Annotated in this window: 15 protein-coding genes; 7 read left to right on the top strand and 8 right to left on the bottom strand. The window is 72.5% G+C overall.

The annotated features are described in order from the left end of the window. Window positions 1-31 precede the first annotated feature (31 nt). A complete protein-coding gene (locus FB157_RS08885; RefSeq protein WP_145877666.1) occupies window positions 32-973 on the top strand; it encodes a cation diffusion facilitator family transporter in 942 nt (313 codons plus the stop codon). Window positions 974-1,155: 182 nt separating this feature from the next. Continuing rightward, window positions 1,156-1,749 carry an isopentenyl-diphosphate Delta-isomerase gene (gene idi / locus FB157_RS08890; RefSeq protein WP_145877668.1) on the top strand — a complete coding sequence of 198 codons (594 nt, stop codon included), beginning with the start codon at window positions 1,156-1,158 and terminating at the stop codon, window positions 1,747-1,749. Window positions 1,750-1,756: 7 nt separating this feature from the next. Here idi and FB157_RS08895 read toward each other — a convergent pair whose 3' ends face one another. Continuing rightward, the gene (locus FB157_RS08895) at window positions 1,757-2,251 is read right to left on the bottom strand and encodes an ATP-binding protein (RefSeq protein WP_145877931.1); all 495 of its coding nucleotides are present in this window, start codon (window positions 2,249-2,251) and stop codon (window positions 1,757-1,759) included. 236 nt (window positions 2,252-2,487) lie between these two features. Here FB157_RS08895 and FB157_RS08900 point away from each other — a divergent pair, with 236 nt between their 5' ends. Continuing rightward, window positions 2,488-3,237: an enoyl-CoA hydratase/isomerase family protein gene (locus FB157_RS08900; RefSeq protein WP_145877670.1), complete on the top strand. Its 750-nt coding sequence runs from the start codon at window positions 2,488-2,490 to the stop codon at window positions 3,235-3,237. Here the strand turns inward: FB157_RS08900 and FB157_RS08905 are convergent. Both FB157_RS08905 and FB157_RS08910 read right to left on the bottom strand, forming a co-directional pair. Further along, window positions 3,224-3,859, bottom strand: a complete 636-nt coding sequence (locus FB157_RS08905) for a DJ-1/PfpI family protein (protein ID WP_145877672.1) — start codon at window positions 3,857-3,859, stop codon at window positions 3,224-3,226. The two genes, FB157_RS08900 and FB157_RS08905, sit on opposite strands and share 14 nt — an antisense overlap. 11 nt (window positions 3,860-3,870) lie before the next feature. Further along, complete coding sequence (locus tag FB157_RS08910; RefSeq protein ID WP_145877673.1) at window positions 3,871-4,830, bottom strand: GlxA family transcriptional regulator; 960 nt, start codon at window positions 4,828-4,830, stop codon at window positions 3,871-3,873. A gap of 186 nt (window positions 4,831-5,016) precedes the next feature. Here FB157_RS08910 and FB157_RS08915 point away from each other — a divergent pair, with 186 nt between their 5' ends. The 3 genes from FB157_RS08915 (at window position 5,017) to FB157_RS08925 (ending at window position 8,273) form a co-directional block, all read left to right on the top strand. Continuing rightward, window positions 5,017-7,407, top strand: coding sequence for a Tex family protein (locus FB157_RS08915; protein WP_145877675.1), 2,391 nt, complete (start codon window positions 5,017-5,019; stop codon window positions 7,405-7,407). Between the two features lie 175 nt (window positions 7,408-7,582). After that, window positions 7,583-7,837 (top strand): helix-turn-helix transcriptional regulator, encoded by a 255-nt coding sequence (locus tag FB157_RS08920; protein WP_261386226.1) that lies wholly within the window; start codon window positions 7,583-7,585, stop codon window positions 7,835-7,837. A gap of 79 nt (window positions 7,838-7,916) precedes the next feature. After that, complete coding sequence (locus FB157_RS08925; RefSeq protein ID WP_261386215.1) at window positions 7,917-8,273, top strand: SRPBCC domain-containing protein; 357 nt, start codon at window positions 7,917-7,919, stop codon at window positions 8,271-8,273. 22 nt (window positions 8,274-8,295) lie between these two features. Here FB157_RS08925 and FB157_RS08930 read toward each other — a convergent pair whose 3' ends face one another. The 4 genes from FB157_RS08930 to FB157_RS08945 all read right to left on the bottom strand — a co-directional run bounded on the left by FB157_RS08930 (window position 8,296) and on the right by FB157_RS08945 (window position 14,248). Further along, window positions 8,296-10,809, bottom strand: coding sequence for a lysylphosphatidylglycerol synthase transmembrane domain-containing protein (locus FB157_RS08930; RefSeq protein WP_145877678.1), 2,514 nt, complete (start codon window positions 10,807-10,809; stop codon window positions 8,296-8,298). A gap of 130 nt (window positions 10,810-10,939) precedes the next feature. Next, window positions 10,940-11,428: a DUF1003 domain-containing protein gene (locus FB157_RS08935; RefSeq protein WP_145877680.1), complete on the bottom strand. Its 489-nt coding sequence runs from the start codon at window positions 11,426-11,428 to the stop codon at window positions 10,940-10,942. An 84-nt stretch (window positions 11,429-11,512) separates the two neighbouring features. After that, window positions 11,513-13,153: an ABC-F family ATP-binding cassette domain-containing protein gene (locus FB157_RS08940; RefSeq protein WP_145877682.1), complete on the bottom strand. Its 1,641-nt coding sequence runs from the start codon at window positions 13,151-13,153 to the stop codon at window positions 11,513-11,515. A 66-nt stretch (window positions 13,154-13,219) separates the two neighbouring features. Beyond that, the gene (locus FB157_RS08945) at window positions 13,220-14,248 is read right to left on the bottom strand and encodes an oxidoreductase (protein WP_145877683.1); all 1,029 of its coding nucleotides are present in this window, start codon (window positions 14,246-14,248) and stop codon (window positions 13,220-13,222) included. A 90-nt stretch (window positions 14,249-14,338) separates the two neighbouring features. On the opposite strand from FB157_RS08945, the gene FB157_RS08950 reads away from it, so the two are divergent. After that, window positions 14,339-15,259, top strand: coding sequence for an FAD-dependent oxidoreductase (locus FB157_RS08950; RefSeq protein ID WP_145877933.1), 921 nt, complete (start codon window positions 14,339-14,341; stop codon window positions 15,257-15,259). Between the two features lie 166 nt (window positions 15,260-15,425). Here FB157_RS08950 and FB157_RS08955 read toward each other — a convergent pair whose 3' ends face one another. Continuing rightward, complete coding sequence (locus FB157_RS08955) at window positions 15,426-17,387, bottom strand: Xaa-Pro dipeptidyl-peptidase (RefSeq protein ID WP_145877685.1); 1,962 nt, start codon at window positions 17,385-17,387, stop codon at window positions 15,426-15,428. Between the last annotated feature and the right edge of the window lie 157 nt (window positions 17,388-17,544).

Genomic DNA, 17,544 nt, shown 5'->3' on the forward strand with positions numbered 1-17,544 from the left:
CTCGGGAGCAACACGGAAGGGCGGACTTCTCATGGGGGCAGGGCACGACCACGGGCACACGCACAGCCATGTGCCGCCCACGGGTACGGCCGCGGCCGCGTACCGTGGCCGGCTGCGCGTGGCGCTGGGCATCACGCTCATGGTCATGGTGGTCGAGATCGCCGGCGGTCTTCTGGCGGACTCGCTCGCCCTGATCGCGGACGCGGCCCACATGGCGACCGACGCGGTGGGGCTGGGCATGGCGCTGCTCGCCATCCACTTCGCGAACCGCCCGCCGAGCACCAACCGCACCTTCGGCTACGCCCGCGCCGAGATCCTCGCCGCCCTGGCCAACTGTCTGCTGCTGCTCTGCGTCGGCGGCTACGTCCTGTACGAGGCGATCCAGCGGTTCGTCACGCCCGCGGAGACCCGGGGCGGCCTGATGATCGTGTTCGGCTTCATCGGCCTGGTCGCGAACACCGTGTCGCTCACCCTGCTGATGCGCGGGCAGAAGGAGAGCCTGAACGTGCGCGGCGCCTTCCTCGAGGTGGCCGCGGACGCGCTGGGCTCGTTGGCGGTCCTGATCTCCGCGACCGTGATCCTCACCACGGGCTGGCAGGCGGCCGACCCGATCGCCTCGCTCGTCATCGGGCTGATGATCGTACCGAGGACCCTCAAGCTGCTGCGCGAGACGCTGGACGTGCTGCTGGAGGCGGCCCCCAAGGATGTCGACATGGCGGAGGTGCGGGCGCACATCCTGGCCCTGGACGGCGTGGAGGACGTACACGATCTGCACGCCTGGACGATCACCTCGGGACTGCCCGTGCTGTCCGCGCACGTGGTGGTCAGCTCGGAGGTGCTGAACGCCATCGGGAACGAGAAGATGCTGCACGAGCTGCAGGGCTGCCTGGGCGGCCATTTCGACGTGGAGCACTGCACCTTCCAGCTGGAACCGGGCGGGCACGCGGAGCACGAGGCACGTCTGTGCCACTGACCGCACACACATTCGTTCGATATTCCGGGGCGGTTCCCGGCCGTGCCCGCCGGGCACGATGATCTACCGGGCCCCACCTCGGCCCGACCCCCGCGCGGGACATGCGGACGCGCCGGGAAGTGCCGGGAGTGCCGGATTCGTACGGCAGACTTGGGGTGCGAAGACCGAGGCGAAGGATGGGTATGCCGATCACACCTGCCACCGAGACGCACAGCTCGTCGAACGGCACCGCAGAGGCGATTTTGCTGGAACTGGTCGACGAGAAGGGCGTGACGATCGGCACCGCGGAGAAGCTCGCCGCCCATCAGCCACCGGGACAGCTGCACCGGGCGTTCTCGGTGTTCCTCTTCGACGAGCAGGGCCGGCTGCTGCTCCAGCAGCGGGCGCTCGGCAAGTACCACTCCCCCGGCGTGTGGTCCAACACCTGCTGCGGCCACCCCTACCCCGGCGAGGCACCCTTCGCGGCTGCGGCCCGGCGGACGTACGAGGAGCTGGGCGTGTCGCCGTCGCTGATGGCGGAGGCGGGCACGGTCCGCTACAACCACCCGGACCCGGCCTCGGGCCTGGTCGAGCAGGAGTTCAACCACCTGTTCGTCGGCCTGGTGCAGGCGCCGCTCGCGCCGGACCCGGAGGAGGTCGGCCAGACCGCCTTCGTGACGGCGGCCGAGCTGGCGGAGCGGCACGCCCGGGACCCGTTCTCGGCTTGGTTCATGACCGTGCTGGACGCGGCCCGTCCGGCGGTCAGGGAGCTGACGGGCGAGTCCGCGGGCTGGTAGTCCGCCGTCAGGCGAGGGTCACGGGCTTGAGCGGCAGGGCGGCCCAGATCACCTTGCCGCCGCTCGCCGTGTGCTCCACGTCGACGACTCCGCCCGCCTCCCGGGCCACCTCACGGACCAGGAGCAGCCCGCGACCGCCGGTCTGGCCGTGATCGGCCTCCAGGGCGGTGGGGCGGTAGGGGTGGTTGTCCTCCACCGACACCCGTACCCACTCGGCCCCGACGGCCACCTCCACGGCGAGCACCGGCGACAGCAGCGCCGCGTGCCGGACCGCGTTCGTGACCAGCTCGGAGACGATCAGCAGCAGTCCGTGGACCAGGTCGTCGGAGACCGGTACGCCCTGGCGCAGCAGCAGGTCCCGTACGGCGTGCCGCGCCTGCGGGACCGACGCGTCCACGGCGGCCGCGGTGAACCGCCACACTCCCTCGTACGGCAGTGGATCGGGCGGCCCATCGGCGCCCCCCGCTGGGCGCGGGTCGTCCCCGCGCCCGTGGTTGTCCATCGTCCGGTCGCCACCCTCGCGCTCGATTGTCACCACACGTCGAGTGTTGGTAACGATCCGCTCCGCGCCGAAGAACTGAACACAAGTGAGCGCTTATCGAGCGGTTCTGACCATGTGCGTATGACAACGGCAGTTGTGGGACCGCTCCTGTCCCCGTGGCGCCGGTTCGCGAACTATTCGTGTTGTGGGAAAACTCCCACAGAGCCCGCCGGAGCCGTCCGGATAGCATCCACCGCATGGATCCCCAGCTGTCTCACCAGGTCGTCGACGCCGTGGCCACCGTCGTCATCCGTCACCCGGCCAAGCGCAACGCCATGACGGCCGCGATGTGGCGAGCCCTGCCGCCGCTGCTGGCCCGGCTGGCGGGAGACCCGGACGTGCGGGCGCTGGTGCTCACCGGGGAGGGCTCGACCTTCTGCGCGGGCGCGGACATCTCCACGCTCCGGGGCTCGGCCGCCGAGGCGCAGGGGCTGGCCGTGGCGGCCGAGGAGGCCCTCGCCGCGTTTCCCAAGCCGACGCTCGCCGCGGTCCGCGGCCACTGTGTGGGCGGCGGGGCCCAGCTCGCCGCGGCCTGCGATCTGCGGCTGGCCGAGGAGGGCGCGCTGTTCGGCGTGACGCCGGCGAAACTCGGGATCGTGTACGCGGCCTCGTCCACCCGGCGGCTGGTCTCGCTGGTGGGACCGGCCGCCGCCAAGTACCTGCTGTTCTCGGCCGAGTTGATCGACGCCGAGCGGGCGCTGCGCACCGGGCTCGTGGACGAGGTGCTGCCCGAGGGCGAACTGGACAAGCGGGTCGCCGAGTTGACCCGGATCCTGGTGTCGCGCTCCCAGCTCACCCAGGCCGCGGCGAAGGAGTTCGCGAACGGCCGCACCGACCGGGACACCCACTGGGCGGAACAGGCACGCGGCAGCGGCGACACCGCGGAGGGGGTCGCCGCGTTCCTGGAGCGCAGGCAGCCGCGCTTCACCTGGACTACGACAGGATGAAGCGGCTCCGCGCGCGCAGCAGCTCGACGATGTGCGCGGGTGCCTTCTCCGGCGAGCCCGCGTCATAGGGCGGCTGCGGGTCGTACTCGGTCCCCAGCTGGACGGCCTGGGCGTGCTCGTCACCCGCGATCCGGCCGAGCAGGGCGAGCCCCATGTCGATGCCGGAGGACACACCGGCCGCGGTGACGTACTTTCCGTCGAAGACGACGCGTTCGCCCGTGGGCTCGGCCCCGAACCGGCTCAGCTGATCGAGGGCCAGCCAGTGGGAGGTTGCACGTCGCCCCTTGAGAAGCCCGGCGGCGGCCAGGAGCAAAGAGCCGGAGCATACGGAGGTCGTCCAGGTGCTGGTGGCGTCGGCGGCGCGCAGCCAGTCCAGCAGGGGCTCGTGGTCCATCAGGGCGCTCTGACCGGGGCCGCCGGACACCAGCACGATGTCGGGATCGGGTACCGCTGACAGTGCCTTGTCGGCGCTGATCGCGAGAAATCCGGTCTCCGTGCGTACGAGGCCGGCCTCCTCGGCGACGAACACCGTCTCCGCGTCCGGGACCCGGGAGAGGATCTCGTACGGGCCGACGACGTCGAGGGCGGTGAAGCGGTCGTAGACGACGATGGCGATCTGCATCGGTATTCCTTTCAGTGGGCGGATGCGGGCCGGAAGCGGCGGCGGTACTCGGCCGGTGCCGTTCCGAAAGCCCTGACGAAGGCGCGGCGCATGGCCTCCGGGGTGCCGTACCCGCTGGCACGGGAGACCTCCTCGATCCCGTCGCCCGTGTCCTCCAGGAGGCGGCGGGCGTGTTCGAGACGGACCCGGTCGACGAAGCGTCCGGGGCTCATGCCCGTCTCGGCCTGGAACGCGCGGGCGAAGTGCCGCGGTGAGAGGCTCGCCCGGGCCGCGAGCGCCTCCACGGTGAGGTCGCCGGCCGGGTGCTCGGTGATCCACTGCTGGACCTCCCGCAGCGGGTCGCGCTGCGCGGTCTGGGCGGCGAGCTGGGCGCTGAACTGGGCCTGGTTTCCGGGCCGCCGCAGGAACACGACCAGGTGGCGGGCGATGACCAGCGCCGCCTGACGGCCCAGGTCCTCCTCCACCAGGGCGAGGGCGAGGTCGATGCCCGAGGTGACGCCGGCCGACGTGGAGATGTGTCCGTCCCGGACGTAGATGGGGTTGGGATCGACCTCGACGGCCGGGTGGTCACGGGCGAGCTTCTCGCAGTACGCCCAGTGGGTCGTGACACGGCGGCCGTCGAGCAGGCCCGCCTCGGCCAGCAGGATCGCACCGGTGCAGACCGAGACGAGGCGTCGCGCGCGCGGGCCGTGCGTGCGCAGCCACTCGGTCAGCAGCGGGTCGGAACTGCGGGTGCCCTGACCGCCGGGGACCAGCAGGGTGTGCGGGTCGGGCACCTCCCCGAGCGCCGCGTCCGGTACGAGGGTCAGACCGCTGGAGGTGCGCACAGGGCCGCCCTCCAGGGAGGCGGTGCGGATGCGGTACGACCCCGGCGTGTGCGTCTCGGCGCCGTTGAACACCTCGAGGGGGCCGGTGACGTCGAGGCTCTGCACGCCGTCGAAGAGGACGAAGAGGAGGGTGCGCTGCGGCATGTCTCGATTCTTCGAGGGTGGGTGCGTGGCCGCAATGACGGATACCCCACCTTTCCTGCCATACGGCACGGGGCAGGCTCGGCTGCTGGGCCCCGCGCCCCGCCGCGTGGCGCCCTGATCCCCGGTTGTCGGTGTCACCTGCCACAATTGCCGCGCAAGCTGACGTGGAGAAGGCGGTACGGGATCGTGACGACACCCCTCGTAGGGTCCATCGAAGGCAGGATCGCCGAGGAGCTCGGCGTACGGGAGCGGCAGGTGAAGGCCGCGGTGGAGCTGCTCGACGGCGGTTCCACGGTGCCCTTCATCGCCCGCTACCGCAAGGAAGCGACCGAGATGCTCGACGACGCGCAGCTGCGCACGCTCGAGGAGCGGCTGCGCTATCTGCGGGAGCTGGAGGAGCGGCGGACCGCGATCCTGGAGTCGGTGCGCGAGCAGGGCAAGCTCACCGAGGAGCTGGAGGCGCAGATCCGCGGCGCCGAGACCAAGGCACGGCTCGAGGACATCTACCTGCCCTACAAGCCCAAGCGGCGCACCAAGGCGCAGATCGCCCGGGAGGCGGGCCTGGAGCCGCTCGCCGAGGGGCTGCTGGGCGACCCGGCGGTCGAGCCGCTGGCCGCGGCTGCCGCGTTCGTGGACGCCGACAAGGGCGTCGCCGATCCGCAGGCCGCGCTGGAGGGCGCGCGGGCGATCCTGACCGAGCGGTTCTCGGAGGACGCCGACCTGATCGGCGAGGTGCGCGAGCGCATGTGGGTGCGCGGGCGGCTGGCCGCCAAGGTGCGGGACGGCAAGGAGGAGGCGGGCGCCAAGTTCGCCGACTACTTCGACTTCGCCGAGCCGTTCACCGAGCTGCCCTCGCACCGCATCCTGGCGATGCTGCGCGGTGAGAAGGAGGACGTCCTCGATCTCGTCCTGGAGCCGGAGGAGGCGACGGAGGGCCCGTCCTCGTACGAGGGGATCATCGCCCACCGCTTCGGGATCGCCGACCGGGGCCGCCCCGCCGACAAGTGGCTGACGGACACGGTCCGCTGGGCCTGGCGCACCCGCATCCTGGTGCATCTCGGTATCGACCTGCGCCTGAGGCTGCGTACGGCGGCCGAGGACGAGGCGGTGAACGTGTTCGCCGCGAACCTGCGCGACCTGCTGCTGGCCGCCCCGGCCGGCACGCGCTCGACGCTCGGCCTCGACCCCGGCTTCCGTACGGGCGTGAAGGTCGCCGTGGTCGACGCCACCGGCAAGGTCGTCGCCACGGACGTGATCTACCCGCACGTCCCGGCCAACAAGTGGGACGAGGCGATCGCCAAGCTGGCGCGGCTGGCGAAGGAGCACGCGGTCGAGCTGGTCGCCATCGGCAACGGCACGGCGTCCCGGGAGACCGACAAGCTCGCCGGTGAACTGATCTCCAGGCACCCGGAGTTGAAGCTCACCAAGGTCATGGTGTCCGAGGCGGGCGCGTCCGTGTACTCGGCGTCGCAGTACGCCTCGCAGGAACTGCCCGACATGGACGTCTCGCTGCGCGGCGCGGTCTCCATCGCCCGTCGGCTGCAGGACCCGCTGGCCGAACTGGTGAAGATCGACCCGAAGTCCATCGGTGTCGGCCAGTACCAGCACGACCTGTCCGAGGTGAAGCTGTCCCGCTCGCTGGACGCGGTCGTCGAGGACTGTGTGAACGGCGTCGGCGTGGACGTCAACACCGCGTCCGTGCCGCTGCTCTCGCGGGTGTCCGGCATCTCCTCGGGCCTGGCCGAGAACATCGTCGCGCACCGGGACGCGAACGGGCCGTTCTCGTCGCGCTCCGAGCTGAAGAAGGTGGCGCGGCTCGGCCCGAAGGCGTACGAGCAGTGCGCGGGCTTCCTGCGCATCCGCGGCGGCGCCGACCCGCTGGACGCCTCCAGCGTGCACCCGGAGGCGTACCCGGTGGTGCGGCGCATGGTGAAGACCTCCGGCCAGGAGGTCGCCTCTCTCATCGGCAACACCGGTGTGCTGCGCTCGCTGCGGCCTGCGGACTTCGTGGACGACACCTTCGGTCTGCCGACCGTCTCCGACATCCTCAAGGAGCTGGAGAAGCCCGGGCGCGACCCGCGGCCCGCCTTCAAGACTGCCACCTTCAAGGAGGGCGTGGAGAAGATCTCCGACCTGTCCGCCGGGATGGTGCTGGAGGGCGTGGTCACCAATGTGGCGGCCTTCGGCGCGTTCGTGGACATCGGTGTGCACCAGGATGGTCTGGTGCACGTCTCGGCGATGTCGAAGACGTTCGTGAAGGACCCGCGGGACGTGGCCAAGCCCGGTGACATCGTCAAGGTGAAGGTCCTCGACGTGGACATCCCGCGCAAGCGGATCGCGCTGACGCTGCGGCTGGACGACGAGGCCGCGCCGCAGGGGCAGGGCGGCAAGCAGCAGCGGGGCGGCGGTTCCCGGCCGCCTCAGCAGCGGCAGGGCGGCCAGGGCCAGCGGCAGGGCCGCGGCGGTGACCGGGGTGGCGACCGGGGCGGTCGTCAGGCGCCGGCCCCGGCCAACAGCGCCATGGCCGACGCGCTGCGGCGGGCGGGACTGCTGAACCCGAAGGACGGACGCCGCTGAGCCGGGGCTCCGCCCCCGGCCCGTCTCCCGGCCGCCCATCCGTAGCCGTGGGCTGAGAAGCACCCTCACGGGGCTTGGCCCCGGACCCCGGCGGGGACGCGTTCGTGCGTCCCCGCCGGGGTCCGCCTCGGGACCACTCCTCGGCGCTGCGCAAACAAACGCGTGGGATGCGGAACTGTCCGCGGGCGAGATCGCGGAGCGGTTCGACGTCACGTTCGGGGCGGTATCCCAGCACCTCAAGGTGCTCAGGGAGTCCGGCCTGGTCACGCTGCGCCAGGACGGCAAGAAGCGCTTCTACCGGGCCGACCGCGAGGCCCTCGGTCCGCTGGCCGCGTATCTGCAGTCCATGTGGGCCACCAGGCTGGACACGCTCGCCGAACTGGCGGAGGCGGCGGAACGGGCGCAACGCCCCGGAGGGACGGACTCGTGAGGAACAACGCGGTCACCGTGGAACGGCGCATCGCGGCGCGCCCCGAGACGGTGTTCTCCTTCTTCACCGACCGGGACAAGTGGCTGTCCTGGATGGGCAAGGACGGCGAGTTCAGCTTCGAGCCCGGCGGCGCCTACCGAACGCTGGTCAATGGCGAGAACGTCGCCGAGGGCCGCTCTTCGTCGAGATCGACCCGCCCAGGCGGCTCGTCTTCACCTGGGGCTGGGCCACCGGCGAGATGCCCGTGCCACCCGGCTCCTCGACCGTCGAGATCACCCTGGAGCCGGTGCCCGAGGGCACCCTGCCGCGGCTGGTCCACCGGGATCTGCCCTCCCCCGAGGCGTGTGCCGCACACGAGGAGGGCTGGACGCACTACACCGGCCGGCTCGCCGTCGTGGCGGCGGGCGGCGATCCCGGTCCCGACCCCTTGCTGTGACCCGGCGGGATGTGAGCCGGCGTCACACGTACCCGCGCCGCTGGACGAAGCCGAGGGCCAGCGCGCCCAGCGGGACGTTGAGCCAGAACGTGAGCAGCCGGTAGACCAGGACCGCCGAGGTGGCGGGTCCGGCCGGCACACCGAGCGCGGTCAGACCGGCGATGAGGCCCGCTTCGAGCGCGCCCAGGCCGCCGGGGACGGGAGCCGCGTTGGCCAGCAGCCGGGCCGCCATGTATGCGGCGCCGGCCTGGATGAAGGGGAGGTCGCCGCCGAGCGCGTGAACGCTCAGGGCCAGACCCACGACCTGGACGAGCGGCAGACCGAGCGCGCCCACGGTGCCGAGTGCGATCTTCAGTGGGTCGGTGGCGATGCCCTTGACGGTCGATCCGGCAGAACTCAGGAACGGCCACACCTTCTCGTGCAGAAAGCGCCGGCCGGGCGGGGTGAGACCGATCAGCCCTCCGGCGGCAAGGGTGAGCGCGATGGCGGGCAGCGCGTAGCGGCCGACGGGCACGTCCAGGCGCACTCCGCCGTGGTGCCCTCCGGCCCAGGCGAAGAACACCGCGGCGACCACGGCGTTGGCGAGGGCTCCGGCCAGACTCTGCAGCCCGACAGAGGCCGTCGCCGCACCGGTCTCGATGCCCGTCTTCTGCAGATAGCGCAGGTTCAGCGCCATGCCGCCGACGTTGTTCGGGGTGATCCGGTTCAGGAACGCACTGGCGAACTGCACCTGGTAGGTGGGTCCGAACGGCAGCCGGTCGGGGATCGTGCCCAGCTGCAGAAAGGTCGAGAACACCTGCGACACGAAGGTGACGGGCACGACGGCGAGCAGCCACCACCAGTTCGCGTCGCCCAGCGCGCGAAGGGCGGCCGGGGCGTTGGCGAACTGCGGGAGCACCAGGTGCAGCACCAGGAACGCGCCGAGCAGGCCCAGGACGCTCTTCCAGGTGAACCGCGCCATGCGGGCAGGCGCGACGGACGGCACCCCGCACGCCGTACGGACCTCGGTGGCCAGGTCGTGCATCAGGCTGGGCCGGCCGCCGGGTTGCACCGCCCGGCGCCGGACGCCCTCCGAGGCGGCCCGGGCGCGCTCCTGGTCGTAGCGCGCGACCTCGCGCCGCGCCGGGCCGATCAGCGCGAGCGGCTGCAGGTACGGCAGCGCGCTCGCCAGCACGTCGGGGCCGAGCCCCGCCAGCGCACAGGCGGTGGCGCGGCGCGGGCCGACGCGTACGGCGGTTGTGGCCAGCAGTTCGGCGATGTCGCTGCCGAGCACCTCTGGCGGAGCGTTGAGCCGGGCCCTGGCGAAGGCGGTGAGCCGGGGCGTTCCGTCCGGTTCGACGAGGACGTGCCGGGTGCGCAGCGCGCGGTGCGCGAGGCGGTGCTCGTGCAGGTGGGCCACGGACTGCCACACCGCGCCGAGCAGCTGGTCGGTCAGTTCCTCTGCCGCCGATGCGGACAGCGGGCGGGCGTCCTGCCCCACGGTCACCAGGATCGCGCCCCCTCCGTCCACCGGGTAGGCGATCACGGGTTCGTCGACCCGGGCTCCGGTGCGGGCGGCGAAGACCAGCATGAGCAGTTCGTGCTCCACGGCGGTCAGCGGCGTCTGCGTGCCGGGGTCGTCCGGGTGACGCAGCAGCGTGCGCCGGGCGAGCCGGTAGAACAGGTCGCGGCCCTGGTCCTCGGCGGCGACGGCCCGTACGGTCAGCCGCGCGCCGGCGGTGGTCTCGGCGCGGTACCGGATCCCCTCACCGGGAAGCTGCTCGTCCGCGGGCAGCTCGCGCAGGGTGGCGAGCGGGATCCCGCAGTCGGCCAGCGCGTCGGCGACCGCCCGGGCCGACGGCCGGTCCGGCGGTCCGCCCGCCATGAGCAGGACCGCGGAGCCGGCCGCGCCGCCCGCGGCCAGGGCGGCGAGAGCCTCCAGCGGCACAAGGGCGGCCGCCACGGCGCCCACCACCGCGCACACGGCGGTCAGGGACCACAGCGCCCGACGCCAGGGCCGTGCGAGCCAGGGTCCCGCGGCGACCACGGCCGCGGCCCACCCGGCCAGGTACACCGAGGGCGGCCAGCCCGCCGGGACCACTCCGCTCCGGCCCGCCAGCACCTCGGGCCACAGATCCGGCCGGCCACGGGCCAGCGCCAGGCGGGTCAGCGCCCAGGCGGTCGCCGCGCCCAGCGCCGCCGCGGGCAGGACCCTGCGCAGCGCGTCGACCCGCCTGCGTACGACGAGCACGGCCAGGCCCGCGACCGGCGCCACCAGGGCGACGACCTGCACCGTGCCGACCAGGCCGTCGCGCAGGCCGGGCGACAGCGCGGCCGCGGCGGACATCAGCCCCTGCTGCGCCTTGCGGGCGAACTCCCGGGTGACGACCGCCACCAGCACCGACAGCCCCAGTACGGCCAGGGACACCAGCAGCCGCGACAGATCGGCCGCCCGGCGCACATCGCGCGGCGGGGGCGCGTCGATCACCGTCGCCGCCCGGTCGTCCGCTTTCCGTACGACGTCGGGGGACAGGATCATGTCGCGGTGCCCGGTCACCTCCGGCTCCCGGCAGGGACGCGAGAACGGCCCATGCGTTCACTCCCCGGGACGGCGTCCGGCCGGCCCGGACACCCGTTTCATCGTCCCACCGCGGGGGGCCGTGAGGGGCTGCGGTGACAGTCCTGCCTCACTCCGGGGCCTGGGCGGATCCGCTCATCCGGGCCCGGTTCTCCGCGAGGAGTTCCTGCACCCGGCGCTCGACCTCCTCGGGGTCGACGCCGAGGGCGCGGCCCATGTGGATCGACCACACCTCCGAGCGCACATTGGTCTCGAAGTCCAGGTCGGCGCGGACGTTCTCGCGGGCGGCCTGGCGGTTCTGGCTCACCATCACGAAGGTGGACAGGAAGATCGCCTCCAGGCTGACGATCATGGTGAGCAGCCCGAAGGGGAAGGGATCCCAGACCGCCTTCCGGCCGAACGCGCCCTCGTTGAACACGATCCAGACCGTGAACCAGAGGGCGTGCAGATAGACGAACAGCATGGTCCCCGCGAAGGCGGTGATCACGTCCGCGATCTTGTCCTCGGTGCCCCGTATCCGCGCGAGCACGTCCTGCTCGCGCCGCAGTCGCAGGGCCGGACCGCCCGGTCGACCCGAACCGCTCACCGCACCACTCATGCCCACTCCCCGGCCGACCGTCCGCGCGACAGCCGTGAGCCTAGCGGCGGGCGGGCCCGATCCCCGGTGCGGCACGATGCCCGGTCAGCGTTCCGTGACCTTGCCCGCCGCCACCTCCAGTCGGCGGGTCACCCGGACGGCGTCCAGCATCCGCCGGTCGTGGGTGACCAGGAGCAGCGTCCCCTCGTAGAGGTCCAGGGCCGACTCCAGCTGCTCGATGGCGGGCAGGTCGAGGTGGTTGGTCGGCTCGTCGAGGACGAGCAGGTTGACGCCCCGGCCCTGGAGCAGCGCCAGGGCGGCGCGGGTCCGCTCGCCCGGGGAGAGAGTGGCCGCCGGGCGCAGCACGTGGTCCGACTTCAGGCCGAACTTGGCGAGCAGGGTGCGGACCTCGACCGGCTCGGTGTCCGGGACGGCCGCGCAGAAGGCCTCCAGCAGCGCCTCCGGGCCGTGGAACAGCTTGCGGGCCTGATCGACCTCGCCGACCAGGATGCCGGAGCCGAGTGCGGCGTGTCCGGAGTCGAGCGGGACCCGCCCCAGCAGTGCGCCGAGCAGCGTCGACTTGCCGGCGCCGTTGGCTCCGGTGACCGCGACCCGGTCGGCCCAGTCGATCTGCAGCGACACCGGGCCGAAGGTGAAGTCGCCGCGCCGGACCTCGGCGTCCCGCAGGGTCGCCACCACCGCACCGGAACGCGGGGCGGCCGCGATCTCCATGCGCAGCTCCCATTCCTTGCGCGGCTCCTCGACGACGTCCAGGCGTTCGATCATGCGCTGGGTCTGCCGGGCCTTGGCGGCCTGCTTCTCGCTGGCCTCGCTGCGGAACTTGCGGCCGATCTTGTCGTTGTCGTTGGACGCCTTGCGCCGGGCGTTCTTGACACCCTTGTCCATCCAGGAGCGCTGCATCTGCGCACGGTCCTGGAGGGCGGCGCGCTTGTCGGCGTACTCCTCGTAGCCCTCGCGGGCGTGCCGGCGGGCCACGTCCCGTTCCTCCAGGTAGGCCTCGTAGCCGCCGCCGTACAGGTTGATCTGTCCCTGGGCGAGGTCGAGTTCGAGGACCTTGGTGACCGTGCGGGTGAGGAACTCGCGGTCGTGGCTGACGACCACGGTGCCCGCGCGCAGGCCGGTCACGAAGCGTTCGAGGCGCTCCAGACCGTCCAGGTCGAGGTCGTTGGTCGGCTCGTCGAGCAGGAAGACGTCGTAGCGGGAGAGCAGGAGGGAGGCGAGACCCGCGCGGGCCGCCTGGCCGCCGGAGAGCGAGGTCATCGGCTGGTCCAGGTCCACGGCCAGGCCGAGGGAGTCGGCGACCTCCTCGGCGCGCTCCTCCAGGTCGGCGCCGCCGAGGTCCAGCCACCGCTCCAGGCTGGTCGCGTACGCGTCGTCGGCGCCGGGCGTGCCGTCGACCAGCGCCTGCGTGGCCTCGTCCATCACGCGCTGTGCCTCGGCGACTCCGGTACGGCGGGCCAGGAACTCCCGGACGGTCTCCCCCGGCCTGCGTTCCGGCTCCTGCGGCAGATGGCCGACGGTCGCGGCCGGCGGGGACAGGCGCAGCTCGCCCTGCTCGGGCGCGGTCAGCCCGGCGAGCAGCCGCAGCAGGGTGGACTTGCCCGCGCCGTTGGCACCGACCAGCCCGATCACGTCGCCGGGCGCGACGACGAGGTCGAGCCCGGAGAAGAGGGAGCGGTCGCCGTGCCCGGCGGCGAGGTTCTTGGCGACGAGAGTGGCAGTCATCAGGAAGCCGATCCTAGTGTCCCGGGACACCGGCCGGCGGCGGGGTTTCCCGGGGCTGCCCGGCCTTCACTTCCCCACCGGCTCCACCAGCACGCTCCCGGTCGTTCTGGCCACCACGAACGCCTCCCCCTTCACCGCCTTCGGGTCCAGTGGAATGCGGTGGCGGCCGGACTCCAGGACGCCGTCGAAGACCTCCTGGGTGTGGGTGCGGTAGAGGCGGTCCAGGCGGTAGACCGTGACCCGGACCCGGCAGGGCGAGGTGACGTCGACGTCCACCGCGCCGTCGGCGGCGGCCAGGCCGGTCAGCCGGCGCTGCGGGAGCGGGCTGCGGTCCAGGGCGTGTTCGATCTGCGCGACGAGCAGGGGGATGATCGGGGCCAGGCCACTGACGTAGGCGACCTCGACCCCGGCACGCTCGAACGCCTCTCGTACGGCGGCCCGTTCCGCCTCGCCGACCGCACGGCCGAAGGCGACCGCGCCGTAGCCGCGCAGTTCCTCGGCGTGGACGGCCCGGACGTCCTGGGTGATGTCCGCGCCTATGCCGATGGTGCGCAGCGCGGCGGCGAGCTTGGCGAGGACGGCCACGCGGGCGCCGATCAGGAGCACCCGGCGGCGGGGCGCGGGCGGGCCGTCGGCGTCCTGGATCAGCGCGGCGAGGGCGGCCCGGTACTCGGGTCCGGCGAAGCGGAACGGCCCTATGCCGTGGTAGCCGTTGAGGTCCAGGTCGGCGTGCTCCTCCGTCTGCCAGGCGAAGTCCCGCCAGATGAAGTCGTCGCCCTCCCGCTCGATCACGGCGGTGACGGCACCACAGGCCAGGTCGGCGCAGTCGGGACAGCCGTAGATCACGAACCGGCCGTCCGGGAGCGGTGGTTCGGTCTCCAGCAGCAGACTGCGCACCTGCGCGGTGAAGATGGCGGGCGGGATGTCGGAGGCGAGGGGGGATACGGCGTCCAGGTCGGAGAGCTGGAACAGCAGCGGACGCCCGTCCACGATGAAGTCCACGAAGTCGCGGTGGACCTGGTAGCCGCCGTCGGCGAGGACACCGCCGGCGCGCATCGCCGGTGCCAGGCCGAAGGTCGCGTATGCGGCAGACATGCTGTGAGTATCCCCACACCGGGACGGATGTGAGCGCGGCATGACATATTCCGTTAGCGTCCTGGCGTGAAGCGCGAGTCGAGTGACGAAGTGATCGTGGTCGGCAGCGGGGTCGCCGGGCTGACGACGGCCGTGGTGCTGGCCGAGTCCGGCCGCCGGGTACGGGTGTGGGCACGGGAGCCCGCCGAGCGCACGACCTCGGCGGTCGCCGGCGCGCTGTGGTGGCCGTACCGGATCGAGCCCGAGCCGCTGGTCGGTGCGTGGGCGCTGGACTCCCTCGGTGTGTACGAGGAGTTGGCCGGGCGGCCGGAGGAGACGGGCGTACGCCTGGTCGAGGGTGTACACCGGGGGACCCGGCTGGACGAGCTGGGTGCCTGGGCGGGCCGGGTGCCGGGACTGCGGGCGGTGTCCGAGGGGCTGGCGGCACGGCTTCCGCTGATCGACATGCCGGTCCATCTGGCGTGGCTGCGGGAGCGGTTCGCCGAGGCGGGTGGCCGGGTGGAGGAGCGGGAGGTGACCGATCTGGCCTCGGTGCCCGCCGGCGTGGTGGTCAACTGCACGGGGCTGGGGGCGCGATCGCTGGTGCCCGATCCGGCGGTGCGCCCGGTGCGCGGGCAGCTGGTCGTGGTGGAGAACCCGGGGATCACGACCTGGTTCACCTCGGTCGACCACTCCTGCGACGCCTCGACCTACTTCTTCCCGCAGCCCGGCGGGCTGCTCCTGGGCGGTACGGCGGAGGAGGACGCCTGGTCGCCGGAGCCGGACCCGGCGACCGCCGCGGCGATCGTCGCGCGGTGCGCGGCCGTCCGGCCGGAGATCGCCGGGGCACGGGTACTGGCGCACCGGGTGGGGCTCCGGCCCGCCCGGGACTCCGTGCGACTGGAACGGCAGACGCTGCCGGACGGGCGGCTGCTGGTGCACAACTACGGGCACGGCGGGGCCGGGATCACGGTGGCCTGGGGGTGCGCCCGGGAGGCGGCCGAGCTGGCCGGAGCGGCACCCGGAGTCTGAGCGGGCAGGAGACCGAGCAGGAGCCGGAGGGCCCGTCAGGTCCGCCGCGTGCCGGACCCCCGCATGCCGGCCCCCGCATGCCGGTGCCGAGCGGGCGACCGCGAGGACGGTCGGCCGCCCGGCACCGGCTGATTCCCCCGGAGGGGAACGATCACTGCGTGGGTGATCAGCTCGCCGGGACGTGCCGGGTGGCGCGCGGGGCGCGGACGCCGTCCAGGGTGCGCGCCGCGGGTGCGGCGGTCACCCTGCCGGCGGTGGCCCGTTCGAACGCCGCCGTGCCTCCGACCAGCGGGACCCGGGCCGTCGTACGGGACAGATCCAGGGTGAGGGTCGGCTTGGTGGACGGAGGGTCGATGAGGTCCTTGTCGGTGCCTGCGACGATCAGTGCCAGGCGGTGCCCCTTCGGGACGGCGTGGTCGGTGGCCGCCAGGGACAGGGTGATCGTGTACGCCTTGCCCGGGGTGAGCGGGACGCCCCGGTCGAGGGAGGCGTAGTGGCCGAGGTCGGCCCAGCCGCGGCTGAACACCGTGGAGTCGACCTGGGCCGTCTTCGCCCTGGTCGCCTTGAAGCAGGCGCTGTCCCCGGCCGTGCTCTGGCCCCAGCAGGTGCGGTCGGTGAGCGTGGTGATGCCCTCGGCGCTGTCGGCGTAGTCACGGATGGTGTCCGGGCCGAGGTCCACCAGGACGGCGGAGAGGTGGGCCGAGGAGGTGGTCGGAGTGGCGGTCACGGTCACCTTGGAGGAGCCGGACAGGCGCAGGTCGCGGGTGAGCGGCGCCGTGACGAAGCCGGCCTTCTCGGGGGTGGACGTGGTGAGGTGGGCGGCCCAGTCGGTCTCGCCGAGCTTCGGGTCGTCGGTGAACGTCTCGGTGCCGGTGGCCGGGCCGAGGCCGAGGGTGCCGACGCCGGGCTGGGCGCCGCGGGCCGGGTGGAGCGTGGTGGCCCGGGTGCCGTGCGGCGGCCAGACCCTGGAGGTGACCCACTGGTCGGGGTGGCGCTCGATGTCCGCCATCGGCTGACGGTCGATACCGTTGTCGTAGCCGAGGAGCTCGTGGTCGAACCAGCGGTGCAGGGTGTCGACCCAGGCGCCGCGCCGGTAGTCGAAGGGGTCCACGTGGCCGGTCTGGGAGAGCCAGATCTTGCGCTCGACACCATGCTCGGCCAGGGCGTTCCACCACTGGCCGAAGTGCTTGGTGCGCACGTTGAGGTCCTGCATGCCGTGCACCAGGAACACACTGGCCCTGACCTTGGCAGCGTCCTTGACGTAGTTCCGCTCGGTCCACAGCGGGGTCCAGTCGCCACTGCGCGGGCTGCCGTCGGCGAGCTTCTTCTGCACCGCCGCGCAGTGGGCCGTCGCGCCGGCGCTCTCGACGTAGCCGGCCAGCTCGTCGGGGCCGCCGTCGTACAGCGGGGCGCCCTGGGCGAAGTAGTAGTCGTACCAGGAGGAGATCCCGCTGATCGGGACGATCGTCTTCAGGCCCTTGACGCCGGTGGCCGCGACGCCGTTGGCGATCGTGCCGTCCCAGCTCTTGCCGATCATGCCGGTCCGGCCGTTGGTCCAGCCGGCCCCGACGGTTCGGGTGCCGGTCCGGGTCGTGTAGGCCTTGGCGCGTCCGTTCAGCCAGTCGATGACGGCCTTCGCGGACCGGATGTCGGAGCGGCCGCCGACGTCGACGCAGCCGTCGGAGCGGTTGGTGCCGGCGAGGTCCACGCCGACGAAGGCGTAGCCGCGCGGCACGAAGTAGTTGTCGTAGAACAGCGGCATCTGGACGACGTGGCCGTGCGCGTCGTACGTCTTCTTCTGACTCTCGTTGCCGCGTCCGCAGCAGGAGTAGTAGGGGCTGGCGTCCATGATGACCGGCACCTTGCGGCCCTGGCGGGCGGGTTCGGAAGGTCGGACGATGTCGGCGGCGACGCGGTCCTTCTTCCCGTCACCGTCCGCGTCGAGGCCGGTGTCCACCCAGACGGACTCACGGATGGCATGTGCGTACGAATAGACGGGGCGGCTCTCGCGGGGCGCCGCGTGCGCGGCGGCGGGGGCGAGGAACGCGGCCAGCAGGGCCGTGACGGCCGCAGTCGCGAGCGGTCTCCAGATCGTGAAGCGCGTGCGCATGGTCGAACGAATCGGCATGCGCGGACGGTACTCCGGACAACTCCCGTACAGAAGAGGGCTTTACGGCGCCTCGCGTGGCTGTGACGGCTGAATGGCGATCGTGTGACAGCGGGGGCTGTGGACAGGTCAGGGGCCACAGCTACTGAATAGGCTCCGAACAGACTTCCTGTCCAGA

This window comes from Streptomyces sp. BK340, from assembly GCF_007827595.1.
GTDB lineage: Bacteria > Actinomycetota > Actinomycetes > Streptomycetales > Streptomycetaceae > Streptomyces.

What these genes read in the sequence shown, in the direction of transcription:
- FB157_RS08940 (WP_145877682.1), bottom strand. Translation starts at nt 13,153, where the DNA reads ATGACTGCCACTCTCGTCGCCAAGAACCTCGCCGCCGGGCACGGCGAC.
- FB157_RS08955 (WP_145877685.1), bottom strand. Translation starts at nt 17,387, where the DNA reads ATGCCGATTCGTTCGACCATGCGCACGCGCTTCACGATCTGGAGACCG.
- FB157_RS08935 (WP_145877680.1), bottom strand. Translation starts at nt 11,428, where the DNA reads ATGAGTGGTGCGGTGAGCGGTTCGGGTCGACCGGGCGGTCCGGCCCTG.
- FB157_RS08905 (WP_145877672.1), bottom strand. Translation starts at nt 3,859, where the DNA reads ATGCAGATCGCCATCGTCGTCTACGACCGCTTCACCGCCCTCGACGTC.
- FB157_RS08885 (WP_145877666.1), top strand. Translation starts at nt 32, where the DNA reads ATGGGGGCAGGGCACGACCACGGGCACACGCACAGCCATGTGCCGCCC.
- FB157_RS08895 (WP_145877931.1), bottom strand. Translation starts at nt 2,251, where the DNA reads ATGGACAACCACGGGCGCGGGGACGACCCGCGCCCAGCGGGGGGCGCC.
- FB157_RS08945 (WP_145877683.1), bottom strand. Translation starts at nt 14,248, where the DNA reads ATGTCTGCCGCATACGCGACCTTCGGCCTGGCACCGGCGATGCGCGCC.
- FB157_RS08900 (WP_145877670.1), top strand. Translation starts at nt 2,488, where the DNA reads ATGGATCCCCAGCTGTCTCACCAGGTCGTCGACGCCGTGGCCACCGTC.
- idi (WP_145877668.1), top strand. Translation starts at nt 1,156, where the DNA reads ATGCCGATCACACCTGCCACCGAGACGCACAGCTCGTCGAACGGCACC.
- FB157_RS08910 (WP_145877673.1), bottom strand. Translation starts at nt 4,830, where the DNA reads ATGCCGCAGCGCACCCTCCTCTTCGTCCTCTTCGACGGCGTGCAGAGC.